Origin of the sequence: Pseudoalteromonas ulvae UL12, assembly GCF_014925405.1 — a bacterium.
Taxonomy (GTDB): Bacteria; Pseudomonadota; Gammaproteobacteria; order Enterobacterales; family Alteromonadaceae; genus Pseudoalteromonas; species Pseudoalteromonas ulvae.
This window is the reverse complement of sequence record NZ_AQHJ01000028.1, coordinates 51,181-64,828: the sequence shown is the minus strand read 5'-3', so window position 1 is coordinate 64,828 and position 13,648 is coordinate 51,181. Positions and strand designations below refer to the sequence as shown.

The 13,648-nt window shown below is 39.3% G+C and carries 8 protein-coding genes; all 8 read right to left on the bottom strand.

All coding sequences use genetic code 11. The annotated features are described in order from the left end of the window. Positions 1-48: 48 nt before the first annotated feature. Positions 49-2,358, bottom strand: a complete 2,310-nt coding sequence (locus PULV_RS10610) for an efflux RND transporter permease subunit (protein ID WP_086744945.1) — start codon at positions 2,356-2,358, stop codon at positions 49-51. Continuing rightward, complete coding sequence (locus PULV_RS10605; RefSeq protein ID WP_193331679.1) at positions 2,359-3,354, bottom strand: WD40/YVTN/BNR-like repeat-containing protein; 996 nt, start codon at positions 3,352-3,354, stop codon at positions 2,359-2,361. It lies immediately after the preceding gene. Between the two features lie 45 nt (positions 3,355-3,399). Continuing rightward, positions 3,400-4,767, bottom strand: a complete 1,368-nt coding sequence (locus PULV_RS10600; RefSeq protein ID WP_193331678.1) for a DUF1329 domain-containing protein — start codon at positions 4,765-4,767, stop codon at positions 3,400-3,402. 10 nt (positions 4,768-4,777) lie between these two features. Next, positions 4,778-6,856, bottom strand: coding sequence for a DUF1302 domain-containing protein (locus tag PULV_RS10595; protein WP_193331677.1), 2,079 nt, complete (start codon positions 6,854-6,856; stop codon positions 4,778-4,780). Between the two features lie 249 nt (positions 6,857-7,105). After that, positions 7,106-7,327 carry a DUF2835 domain-containing protein gene (locus PULV_RS10590; RefSeq protein ID WP_086744941.1) on the bottom strand — a complete coding sequence of 74 codons (222 nt, stop codon included), beginning with the start codon at positions 7,325-7,327 and terminating at the stop codon, positions 7,106-7,108. 8 nt (positions 7,328-7,335) lie between these two features. Then, entirely contained in the window at positions 7,336-9,924 is a 2,589-nt protein-coding gene (gene pepN / locus PULV_RS10585) for an aminopeptidase N (protein ID WP_193331676.1), read from the bottom strand. A gap of 41 nt (positions 9,925-9,965) precedes the next feature. Further along, the gene (gene nhaC, locus PULV_RS10580; protein WP_193331675.1) at positions 9,966-11,423 is read right to left on the bottom strand and encodes a Na+/H+ antiporter NhaC; all 1,458 of its coding nucleotides are present in this window, start codon (positions 11,421-11,423) and stop codon (positions 9,966-9,968) included. A gap of 190 nt (positions 11,424-11,613) precedes the next feature. Beyond that, complete coding sequence (prc, locus tag PULV_RS10575; RefSeq protein ID WP_086744938.1) at positions 11,614-13,638, bottom strand: carboxy terminal-processing peptidase; 2,025 nt, start codon at positions 13,636-13,638, stop codon at positions 11,614-11,616. Positions 13,639-13,648 lie beyond the last annotated feature (10 nt).

Sequence of the window (13,648 nt, the reverse complement as noted above, 5' to 3'; positions counted from 1 at the left end):
AGATAGAAATGGCCCTTTTTGGCCATTTCTAAACACAATTATTCACAATTATTTTTTTTCATCACGCCATAACAAGGTGCCAAGTGCCGGTAATAGTAGGATTGCACCTAACATATTCACCAAAAACATGAAGGTAAGTAAAATCCCCATGTCTACTTGGAACTTCAAGGCAGAGAATGCCCAAGTACTCACACCTACAGCTAATGTTATCCCAGTGAAAAGCACAGCACTTCCGCGTTCAATCAATGCATTACGGTAAGCCTGACTTAATGGCATGCCATCACGTAATTGTTGACTCATCGAAGATAAAATATAAATGCCATAATCAACACCAATACCGACTCCTAGGGCAATAACTGGCAAGGTAGAGACTGTTAAACCAATTTCTAAATAAACCATTAACGCCTGAGCTAAGGTTGATACTATGTAAAGTGGTAATACAACAGCAATGGTCGCTCGCAATGAACGAAAGCTTAATAAACATAAAATAATCACTGCACCATACACATAAATCATCATAGGTAATTGTGCTTGCGATACAGATTCATTCGTCGCAGCCATGACACCCACTGGCCCTGAAGCTAAACGGAATTTTAACTCATCCGTTTCTTCTTCTTTTGCAAACTGCTTAACCGCTGTGATCACTCGCTCAATTGTTTCTGCTTTATGATCTTCCATAAAAATAATTAACGGCATAACACTGCAGTTACCATCTAAAAGACCTGTGCTTGTTTCAACACGAGACGTTGCTTGCACTAAAGACGCAGTATTTCGAGGCAAAGACTGCCATTTTAAGTTTCCTTCGTTATAACCTGCATTGACGGCCTGAGAAACAGAATTGAGGGAGATAATCGACTGAACCCCGTCTATGTTTTCCATTTTCCATTGAAAACGATCAATACGGCTCATCATATCGTGGAAAGTACATGCTTCTGGCGGCGCTTCTACGATGACTTTCAAAATATCCACTGAAATACTGTATCTATCGGTAATTAAGAAGGTATCTTGGTTGTACCGTGCATCTTGATGTAAAGAAGGCGCACCGGCATGTAAGTCACCAATTCGCATGTTTTGCGCTTGCCAAAAACCGAGCCCAAATAAAACGGCGCTAATCAAAATGATCACTTTCGCAACATTTTTATCCGTTGCTTTGACCAGTATCTCTCTTAAGCCAGCAAAAGAATCTTTTTGTGGCTGCCCTGATGCAATTTTACGATCACTTAAAAAAGAAGCTAAAACAGGAAGAAGCAATAAGTTTGTAAAAATAATTACCGCAACCCCTAAACTCGCTGTGATAGCAAGTTCGCGGATGATGCCTATATCGATTGATAAAAGGGTTAAAAAGCCCACAGTATCAGATAGTAATGCGATACCCCCTGGGATCAACAAACTTCTAAAACTCGACTCAGCAGCAATTTTGCTAGAAAAACCTTCATGCACTTTTTTACTGATCGCATTGATCATTTGCACACCATGACTTACGCCAATGGCAAAGACTAAAAATGGCACTAAAATCGACATGGGATCAAGACCAAAACCCAATTGTGATAATAAACCAAGTTGCCAAACAACCGCGATTAATGAACATGCTACAGGTAAAATAGTTAAAGTCAGGCTCTTGCAAAAAATCCAGACCATAACAAAGGTAAAGGCAATTGCAATCAAGAAAAATAACACAACGCCTTTGGCGCCATCAGCAATGTCACCAGCCATTTTTGCAAAACCAATAATGTGGATAGACACATTATCAGTCGAAAATTGTTCACGAATTTCTGATTCGAGTTTCGCAGCCAGTGCCAATGTATCGAGCTTTTCTTGCGTTGTGGGGTCAACTTCCATTAATTGTGTTGAAACCATAGCACATGAATAGTCACTGGCGACCATACGTCCGACAATGTTTGCCTTTTCAATGTTTTGTTTAACTTTCGCTAAACCTTGTTGATCAGGCTGAAAATTAGCTGGAATGATCGGCCCGCCAGCAAAACCATCTTCAACGACCTCAACAAAACGAGCACTTGGCGCAAAGATTGATTGCACTAAAGGACGATTTACACCCGGAATAAAATATAATTGATCATGAACTGATTTTAATTGCGTAAAAAACTCAGGGTTAAAAATATCGCCACGCGCATCACACACTGAGATTAAGATACTATTGGCCCCACCAAACTGCTTTTCATGTTTAGTGTAGACTTTCATATACTCATGATTTAAAGGTATATTTTTATTAAAAGAGGCATCAAGCTTGATTTGGCTTGCTTGAAATACTAAATAACAAGTGGTGATGATAAAAAGTAATAACACAGATAAACGATGGCGAAATACCAGTGCTTCAATTCGGGTTAAAAACGTTTCCATTTACTTCGACTCCTGGACTTGAATACCCACTTCACTTGCAAAAACAATGGTTTTATTATGTTTAACCGCAGAAAGGAGTGCTTTACCATCTGCATGCTGCTTTTTAACTATTTCTTTATTTTCAAAATGAAGGTAAACCCCATTGTTCGCACTTAATAAAGCACCTGTTTCGGTGACTAAAATTTGATTAACCGTCGATTGGCTTTGGGTATCAATTGTCAACCAATTCACACCTTCATCTTCACTAAAAAATACATTCCCGCGTAATCCAGCGACTAGCCATTGGCCATTGTTCAATACTTTAATATCAAAAAATGAACCCGGATAAATTTCTTCTAAACGTTGCCACGTTTTACCTAAATCTTCGCTTGTGGCAATCAAGCCTAACTCACCGACCATCAGCAGCTTTCCTTGATAAAAAGTGACTTGGTTAAGATGTGGCAAGATGGCATTGATTTCATTTAAATAAGCATCGTTATCACTTTGCTTTAATTCTTCTAAGAACTCGACGTCTTCATCATAAAGTAACGTTGACTGAAATTCGGATTGCCAGGTTTGACCTGCATCAGTTGTTCGATAAAAAAGCCCATACGCACCAATTGCTATGCCATTTTTGTTATCAAAAAACAAAATATCTAACAATGGTTTATCTACTTCTGGTTGATAATTTTGAAGCTGCCAAGTTAAGCCACCATCTTGCGAGTGTAAAATTGTTGCATCATGGCCTGTTGCCCAGCCTAATTGATCGTCAATAAAAAAAACCGATGTTAATAATACATTGACAGGCACCTGAGCCTGCTGCCAATTAATGGCATCTTTACTCGTTAATATATTGCCGTACTTCCCTACAGCAACAAGCCCCTGACCATGATTGACGATATCGGTTAATAAAGTCTGACTGGCTTTTTTCGCCATGATTGCAGCTTGAGGCTGCATAGGCTCAGCTAACGAAGAGAAGGACCCCAATAAAAAGAGAGTACACAACAGTAACTTCATAATTTAATACTTACCAAAAAAAACGGCCCGTAAGGGCCGTAGAGTTTATCTAAGACCTTCTCTACGAAGGGCGTTTGACGTAAATTCATTATCGTTGAATGACTGTGAAAAGTCATACATACGCTCTTCATTATCTAAACCGATAGCAAGATAACGTCGTGAATTTAAGTCATGGTAGACATCTAAAGTACTCCAATGAGTTGGCACTTCATAATAATTCACACCATGTGCCATTGCGACACGATAGAGCTGATCACGATTGTCGTACAAATCGGCAATATGGATCTGCCAGCTGTCTTCATCTATATAAAATACACGCTTTTTATAGATATGACGTGTGCTGTCTTTAAGATTCGCTTCAACAACCCATACACGATGTTTTTCATAACGTACGTGCTCTGGATTAATATGACCGGCCATTAAAATGTCATCATATTTCAGCGCATCGCTATGCAGTTTGTAGCTGTTATAAGGAATATAAAGCTCTTGCTTACCTTTTAGCTCCCACGTGTAACGGTTTGGCGAACCATTAAACATATCGAAGTCATCGGTTGTACGTAAACTATCTGACGCAGTGCCTGGTGCATCATACGCTACGTTTGGTGCACGACGAACACGGCGTTGACCAGTATTGTATGTCCAAGCCTGACGTGGTGTGAGTATTTGATCCATTGTTTCATGCACTAACAGCGCTGTTCCTGCTAAACGAGCAGGCTCTGTGACTGATTGCTTGAATTTGAATAAAATATTCGACGCCTGTAATGACTCAGGAGTCGCATCTTGTTCAGAGTATTTAACTAATAACTTCTCATCAAATCCAACCATATTATATGAACCTGAAGCAGTTGGAGCTGCTTGGCCACCATAACGTTGAATTGATAGCCCGCGATAACGAAGAATATGATTCCAAATAACTTCTAAGCCTGTTTTTGGAATTGGAAATGGAATACCGATTGCAGTATTTTTAATTCCATTCCCTTCTTCTACTAATTCAGCGTTAATAGAATACTTTTTAGTGGCGTCATAAATAAACTGCGGATAAGAAGCGCTTCGACGAGTTTGATACACATTCATTTTGAATGTATCAGGGTACGTATCGAACATCGCAATCTGACCAGGAGAAAGTAATGACTTGAACTGTTCTAAATTCGTTTTAGTTATCGTAAATTCGACTTTATCATCAGCAAAAGGGTCTGGGTGATGCATACCAACTTGATAGTTATCTGGCGATTTAACTAAACCACCATCCCATACAGGTATTGACCCATCCGCATTACCCGCTTTTTCAGCTCCTAAAGGAGTCAAATCAGCGCCTAATCTTGCCGCTTCTTCAGGTGTAAGCTTTGCTAATGCAGAACTTGTGGCAAATAACCCACATAATGCCACCGCAATTAGGGTAGGTTTTTTAATCATATTTATACCCTTAGATAGAATATTTAATGTTGAAAGAAACGTAATCGCGATCAGAGAAATTGTTAGTTTGACCGCCGCCCCAGAACGTGTTGTAACTAAAATCAACTGACCATGCGTTTTGGTAGTTGAAATTCATATTAAGACCAAGTGATTTGCGGTCTTCAATAAATAGATACATTGGATCTGGCGTAATACCATTTACGTCGTGAGAGAAAACAACTTTAGGTACAAAATTTACACCTGAAAATAAATTGTTATATTCACCTTTAGCAATTAAGCGATAACCCCAAGCAGATGCTGAAGGGAAAGGATTGGTTTCTGGACCATTTGAAAGTGCTTGATGTAAAAGCGTATAGTCTTGGCCTTCAACACCAACCATAGTGCCACTGCGCCCTGTACCTGCAACATTTAAGCGCATTTCATCATAACTTGGCATATCACTAATTGTGACACCGCCTACTTCACCCAATACAGCCCAGCTGTCAGCTCCCAAAGATGGCCCAAATAAATGTGCGGCCGTAAACTGAAGCTGCATCGTATCTGATGTAACATAACCTTGGGCAATTGAGCCTGGTGCAACGGTATCAATCTGAGATATTTGTGCAAAATCAGGGCGAATACCTGCAACAGCTAACTGCTCAGCCATACCCGCATACAGTAATTCAACATCATCGATTTGAAGAGGCTCATCTTCTCTGTAAGAAAATTCACCAGAAAATGCTGTTTCACCAATTGCAGTATTAAAGCTCAAACCATAAAGTTTAATATCTTCAGGGTATTCTAAAACGCCTTTAGTAAACGCTCCAAGCTGAGTGATATTATCTTCAGTGATAGCTGTCGATGCAATCATTGCTAAATCTTTAGCAATAGATGCTTGGGTAAAATCTGAAGCTTGTCCAGATATTAGCGGACGATTACTGTGATAATTGATGTAATACAGTGCAAATTCAGTGTCATTAAGCTCTGGTGCAAACCAGCCTAATTTAATACCAAATTGACCCGAATCTTTTGGTTCTTTAATCCCTGCATCACCTTTACCTCTAAGCGCGACTTTTGTTGGGTAAGCTAGGTACATATTCGCAAGCATCGCTTGCGCTTCTACACTTTGAGGATCAAGACCCTGCGCTTGTAACACAGAACCCCATTGCCCATAAAGAGAATTGAGGTTTGTTGTCAGGTGAGCAAGATCAATATCTGGGTTAGAGGTAAAACCTAGTTGAACATTGTTCTGATACCCATTCACAGCTCCGAAATCATTAGTCGAAAAATAGGTGCCAGCAACAGGCAATCTGGTTTCGTGCCATTCGTATTGATAATACGCTTCTAGCGTTAAATTTTCTGTGATGCCCAATGAAGCCCAAAGCATTCCAACTGGAATATAAGCTTCTTTTACTTCAGCACCTGGAGCTTTCAAACGATCGATATCGACTGGGTTAACACTGATACCGTGTGTTATGAGTGAGCTTTCACCCCAGTTTACAACTTGTTGACCGAGTCTGATAGAAAGTGGATTTTCTCCATCATTTAAATCAAAATCAGCATAAACAAATGCATCGAGTAAACGTAAGTCCGCACACACTTGCTCTTTGGCTTTCTTGTCAGAACATGGGTCAACTTGCGTTCCCGAAGTAGGGTTTATGTAAGCGCGATCACCATCCATCAATTCCATATCATAAAAATACATGAAACGAGTAAAGAAACCATAATTGTCTTTGCGTATGTTTAGCTCATGCGTGCCTTTTAATAATTGTGAAAAAGTATCACCTTTATCAAAATTTAAGTTCCCAGAGTCACCATTATTTGAATAGCTACCTTGCTGAGCCCACACATCGCTTGATGAGTAAATTGGATTTAAGGCGGCGTTGTAACCTGTCCAGTCAAAACGTGGGTGGTTACTTTTACCAATTTGGTCAAAATCACGATCTTCAACACGCATACTTGTACCGTATGAGAATGTTGAATCGAAAGTCACATCAAATTCACCTAGCTGAAAACTCGCTGCTAATACATTATGGCTAGAAAATGCCAAACACGCAGCTGTAATTCCTAGCGCTAGCTTATTCTTGACAAAAAGAGGTCTTTTTATCATTTTATCTCCCCCTTGTAACGGGTCACAGAGTGATCAAGTTATTGTTTTTAGTGTGCTTGTAACAATAGAAATCATTACAGGTAATTTCCAAGGTTGCAAGGTACAAATTATTTTTATAATTCTCAAGATGTACACTTCACATTGGTCTGACATCGTACCAGCTAATATATACACTTGAAAAGCCCAGAACACAAAACTTCTTTAACAAATACGTAACTAATTCAGTCTTTTTTGTTAATTTCCTGCGTTCTAACTCATTTTTTCTAGACTGACAAACTGATTTTCAGATGTTAAACGTAGTCTAAAGCGTCCTCGAATGCCTAACGTTGAAATAAAGGGACGAAATCTCTCCGCAGGTAATCGTATAGATTTTCTTTGCTCTGATATAACTTGAACAGATTTGACCGTCCCATGATAAAACTGCAAGCACTCTTCATAACTAATTGATACTGAAAAATAATACTCGTTCATAAACACGGTTACTTTAATGCATTGACGACTTTTTCATACAAATCAGGGCTTAAATTTGGTAACGACACTAAACGTTTTAATTGTGACTGAATTAACTCTTGACGCACTGTGTCTAAACGCTTCCAACCCATTAAAGGAGTGATCAATCGAGAGGCATTTTGTGGATTGATCTCATTCAGCTGGATCAATAAATCAGTTAACAATTGATAACCAGAACCATCTTTAGCATGGAAAAAAGCGGTATTAAAAAACGTAAAACTATTAACCAAAGCACGTACACGATTTGGATTAGCTATATCAAAACACGGATGTTGATACAGTTGTTGAATGTGTTTAATAACATCACCTTGCTTAATTAAAGCATTCACCGCTAACCATTTATCCATCACCAGCACATCTTTTTGCCACTTTTGTTCAAACTGGCTCAAAAATGAATGCATTAAAGAGTGTGACGATACTACCGCTGCATGTAATACAGCCAATACATCGGTCATATTGTTGGATTTAAATTGATTAATAAGTAACTCATTACCTTCTGAGACATCTACTTTTGCAATGTAATATAAACACACAGATTTAATGGCGCGCTGCCCGACTGCTTCAGCAGAAATGGCCCCGTGATCAGCTTGTTGGCGATACAGAGCAATAAACGATTCAGAAAACTCACTCGCGATTTCCGATTCGAATTGCTCAACAATGAGTAAAATGTCATCAATGGGTACGGTTTTAAACTGTGCGGCAATTGTTTCAAAAGTTGGCAGTTTTAATAACTCCGCTTTTAATTCTTTCTCAATTTTTTCATCAACAATGATATCTTGAATTAATTGAACGACATCGGCACTGAGCAGTTTATTAGGCTTAGTCAACACCGCGCCTTTAATAAGCTGAGTAAATAAGGTTTGTTGTGCATCCCACCGCGAAAATTCACTGTGGGCATGTTTCACAATAGTGATCAATTGTGATGTTTGATAATCATAATTAAGCAGACAAGGTGCTGAAAAATCTTCAAGTAACACAGGTGTCGGTGTTTGTAAAATATCTTCAAACACAAAGGTATGTTCAGAATCTGTTAAATTAAGAATATTTGAAATCGCTTGGCCATTATTTTGTAGAGCAAACACCTTTCCGTGTTCATCAAGTAATTGAATCGCAAACGGAATATGTAGATTCTGTTTGCTGGCTTGATCTGCAGTCAATGGATGATGTTGCTTGACCGTTAAATGGTAAGTCGCTGTCGTTGCATCATAATGATCAACGACAGAAAGCTCAGGAGTACCCGACTGACTATACCAGCGTTTAAATTGAGTCAGATCCACACCCGATGCATCACTCATTGCATTGACGAAATCATTACAGGTCACGGCTTGACCATCATGGCGTGCAAAGTAAAGATCCATCCCGGCTCTAAACCCGTTTTTACCCAGTAACGTGTGGATCATTCGAATCACTTCCGCGCCTTTGTCATAGACAGTAACGGTATAAAAGTTATTCATTTCGATCACTTTTTCAGGGCGGATTGGGTGAGACATCGGACCTGAATCTTCTGCAAATTGATGGGTTCTCATCACTTTGACTGCCGCGATACGATTGAGTGCCCGTGAACCTAAATCAGCACTGAATTCTTGATCACGAAATACCGTTAACCCTTCTTTCAGAGATAATTGAAACCAATCTCGGCACGTGACTCGGTTTCCAGTCCAATTATGAAAATATTCATGGCCTATGATTGACTCAATGGTATGGTAATCTTTATCTGTTGCTGTTTCTTGATTAGCCAACACACATTTACTGTTAAATATATTGAGCCCTTTATTTTCCATTGCGCCCATATTGAAAAAATCAACAGCAACAATCATATAAATATCGAGATCATACTCTAAACCGTAGACCTCTTCGTCCCATTTCATTGCTTGTTTCAATGAGGTCATAGCATGCTCAGATTTATCTAAATTACCTTTATCTACAAATAAAGCTAATTCAACTGTCCGACCACTTTGTGTGATAAACGTATCTTTGAGCACATCAAAGTCACCAGCAACTAATGCAAAAAGGTAACAAGGCTTCTTGTATGGATCTTTCCAAACAGTGAAATGCCGTCCATCTGCAAGCTCCCCTTCTTCGACTTTGTTACCATTAGACAATAGAAATGGAAATGAGCGGTCTGCAATCACTTTCACTTCATAAGTTGCCAATACATCAGGGCGATCTGGGAAGTAAGTAATTTTACGAAAGCCTTCAGCTTCACATTGGGTGCAATAAGCCCCACCCGATAAATACAACCCTTCCAACGATGTGTTTTTAAGTGGGTTTATTTCGGTGATAATCATTAACTCAAAAGAATCTTCGTCAACATTCAGTGTCATTGTCTCAGCATGGCACTGATAACTTTCTGTTTTCTGGCCATTGATTTTAACTTCAACAAGTGTCAACTCTACACCATCTAAAACAAACTGTGTCGCAGATGAATTTAATCGTGTAACTTTTGAAACGGCGACCACCCGAGTCGATTGTTCAAACAGATCAAAAGTGAGAGAAATATCATCGATAGTAAAATCAACTGGTTGATAATCTTTGAGGTATTTTGCTTGTGCAGCCATAAAAAATCGCCATTAAAAAGGCGCCCAAAGGCGCGATTTGATTATTTGTCTTCGACTAAGTGTTTAGGAGTAATCTTAAGAATTTTAATCCCTAAATATGCGTAAATTACTGCTAAAACTGGATTTATTAAATTAAAGAAGGCATAGACCGCATAGTCAAGAGGATTGATCGCCAAGACGCCTTGCATGTATGCACCACAAGTATTCCAAGGAATAAGCGGGCTCGTAATAGTGCCACCATCTTCTAGTGTCCGCGATAAATTAACCGTAGATAAGCCTCGCTTTTCATATTCTTTTTTGAACATTCTGCCAGGCATTACTATCGCCATATACTGATCTGCAGCAATCATATTAGTGCCAATACACGTGGCAATGGTTGCAGTAATCAACGAGCCGGTACTTTTTGCTACTTTTAAGATGCTTTGTACAAACACTTCTAAAAGGCCGACTTTCTCCATCACTGAGCCAAACAGCAACGCAATCATAATCAACCAGGTCGTATTAAGCATGCCTGCCATACCACCGCCACTTAACAAGCTATCCATACTGGCATCACCTGTGACAATACTAAAACCATCAAAAAACGCAGTCCAAACTAGCTTGATACTGCCTACTAAATATGAGTCAGTGGCACTAATCTGTGCGTTGATTAAATCTTGTTGAAAAATCAACGCCCATGCAGCGCCTAAAGTCGCACCAATCGCTACCGCAGGAAATGCTGGCATCTTTTTTAATGCTAAAAAGAGTAAAACAGCAAGCGGAACTAACATGATTAAACCAATATTAAAATTACCTTGTAAAATTTGGTTTATTTCATCAATACGCGATGCTTCAGCCACATCCGCTGCATTAAATCCCATAAAGACAAATATAATCACTGCAATGACAAAACTTGGTACAGTGGTCCATAACATATGATGGATATGATCAAATAAATTGGAGCCCGCTACAGCCGGGGCTAAATTTGTTGTTTCTGATAATGGGCTTAATTTGTCACCAAAATATGCACCTGATATCACGGCACCTGCGGTGACCACCTGATCAAGCCCTAATCCAGTTGCAACGCCTAATAATGCAACCCCTATTGTTGCCGCTGTTGTCCAAGAACTACCAATACTCATCGCGACGATTGCACATAAGATACAACTGGCAGCATAGAACCAACTCGGATTAATCACTTGTAAACCATAATAAATCAAGGTTGGAACTGTTCCCGAAAGTAACCAAGTTCCGATGAGTGAACCAACCATAAATAAGATTAAAATTGCACCGAGAGATAATGTGATCCCTTTGATCATCGCATCCTCGAGTACATCCCAACTAAAGCCATTTTTTAGCCCTATCAATAAAGCAATGGCTGTCGAAAATAAGAGCGCGATTTGATTGGGTCCACTCGATGAACTATCGCCAAATAGATAGACGGAGCCGCCAAGAGAGATAATTAGAAATAAGACGGGAATGATGGCATCCGTCAGGGTTGCTTGTTTGATTGCTTGCACTGGGTAACCTCTGTTAAAACACTCTGTAGATCTGATTTATTGTTATTTATATCGATCATTGTCGAGCGTGATTGCGTGTAGATTTTAATAATTTATCGGCACAGTATATCAAAGTATAAAATGGATAACTGCTTAGAACTTCGGCATTTAAAGAATAAAGAGGCATAAAAAAAGCGCCGAAGCGCTTTTTTTACTTTTTGGCGTATCGCCCGTATTTTATAAAGTCAGACGTGATTTGAGCCGTTTCCTCTAAAAACGGATCTAATTCAGAAATAATGTCTGGGACATCGTCTAGTTTTTCTATCTGCGGTTGACCTAAGCGTTTTAATCGCTCATTGGTACGTTTAAGCGCGAGTTTATCATTATCATCACGTTCAGAGACGCGTTGCTTCTCTAATAAAGAAATCGTTTTACGATCTTTTTCTTCTTTATAACGTGATATATCGTCAAAGACATAATCAAACTCCGGCTCAGCTTTAATTCGCTCATCATGCTTTTGCTGTAAAAACGTAATAGCCGAGTTCAAATTAGCCAATGAGTTATATTTCGCGTTGGCAATTTGATCCCAAGGAAGCGCATTATCTTCTTGGCTTTCACCCCAGTCCGCAGGATCGATTGGCGATGGCAGTGAAATATCTGGGATCACCCCTTTATGCTGCGTACTGCCACCATTTATTCGATAAAACTTAGCGATCGTGTATTGCACGCTGCCAAGCTCTTTGTCGTATAAATCGTAATTGCGTCCAAGGCCACGGTGCTGTTGCACTGTACCTTTACCAAATGTTTGTTCACCAACAATCACAGCACGGCCATAATCCTGCATTGCTGCTGCAAAAATTTCAGAGGCTGATGCTGAATAACGGTCAACTAATACTGTTAATGGGCCATCATAAAAAGTGACGCCATCTGTATCTTTTTGCTGCTCAACACGTCCATTTAATGTATGGATTTGGACAACAGGACCTTGGTCAATAAATAAACCTGTTAGTTGAGTCGCTTCATATAACGAACCACCGCCATTTTGACGCAAATCAATAATAATGCCATCGACTTGCTCTTCTTTAAGTTTGGTCAGTTCTTTTTTGACATCTTTAGACAAGTTATTGTAAAAACCAGGGATATCAATCACACCGATTTTCGTATCTAGTTCAGTGTATTTAGGTTCAAATACAGATGATTTAACGGCCTTATCTTCTAATCTAATTTTATCACGGGTAATTTCGACTTCAGAAGGCGTTCCATGGGCATCAACGCCTTTTAAATACTGCAGACGAACTTTAGTCCCCTTCGGGCCTTTAATTAATTCAACGACATCATCTAAACGCCAACCTATCACATCAACATATTTTTCAGAGCCTTGTGCGACACCGATAATGCGATCGTTCGCTTTAATTTTTTCAGATTTATCTGCTGGGCCACCCGGCACTAAACTGCGGATAACCGTATAATCTTCATCATACCCAAGTACAGCACCGATCCCTTCAAGTTCAAGATCCATGTCCATTTTAAATTGCTCTGCACGACGTGGAGATAAGTATGAGGTATGCGCTTCAATGCTACGTGCAAAAGAATTCATTGCAATTTGGAATGCATCTTCGCTATTAGTTTGAACTAAACGTTTAAGTGTATAGCTATAACGTTTTTCAAGAACGTCTTTAATTTCGTCCCAATTTTTTCCGGTTAACTTGAGCCTAAGTGCATCATATTTAACCTTTTGACGCCAAATTTCGTTCAACTCTTCAGTTGTTTTTGGCCATGGCGAATCTTCACGATCAAAGTAATACAAATCATCTGCGTCGAACGTCATTTCCGTATTAAGTAATGCAATTGAATACTGGTAACGCTCAAAACGTCGTTTTAAACTGACATTAAACACATCAAATGCAAAATCTAACTTGCCCGTACTGAGCGAGTTATCAACTAGGTTGCGGTATTTTTCAAAGCTATCGACATCAGACTGTAAAAATATCCGACGGTTATAATCGAGGGACTCGATATAACGGTCGAATATTTCTGACGAAAGCTCATCGTTCAATTGAATAAGCTTATAATGAGCACGAGTAAAAAAGTTTGTCACTCTTTTGCTAGCGGTACTATGTTGACTTTCTTGTTTTAAAACAGGTAAATCAGCGAGTGTTATATTGTCTACTTTAGCAAAGGTATTGAATGCTAAAAATGCTGCTGCAATAGGAATGAGTTTGAACTTTTTACTCATACATCGTCTC

What these genes read in the sequence shown, in the direction of transcription:
- pepN (WP_193331676.1), bottom strand. Translation starts at nt 9,924, where the DNA reads ATGGCTGCACAAGCAAAATACCTCAAAGATTATCAACCAGTTGATTTT.
- prc (WP_086744938.1), bottom strand. Translation starts at nt 13,638, where the DNA reads ATGAGTAAAAAGTTCAAACTCATTCCTATTGCAGCAGCATTTTTAGCA.
- PULV_RS10590 (WP_086744941.1), bottom strand. Translation starts at nt 7,327, where the DNA reads ATGAACGAGTATTATTTTTCAGTATCAATTAGTTATGAAGAGTGCTTG.
- PULV_RS10600 (WP_193331678.1), bottom strand. Translation starts at nt 4,767, where the DNA reads ATGATTAAAAAACCTACCCTAATTGCGGTGGCATTATGTGGGTTATTT.
- PULV_RS10605 (WP_193331679.1), bottom strand. Translation starts at nt 3,354, where the DNA reads ATGAAGTTACTGTTGTGTACTCTCTTTTTATTGGGGTCCTTCTCTTCG.
- PULV_RS10595 (WP_193331677.1), bottom strand. Translation starts at nt 6,856, where the DNA reads ATGATAAAAAGACCTCTTTTTGTCAAGAATAAGCTAGCGCTAGGAATT.
- PULV_RS10610 (WP_086744945.1), bottom strand. Translation starts at nt 2,358, where the DNA reads ATGGAAACGTTTTTAACCCGAATTGAAGCACTGGTATTTCGCCATCGT.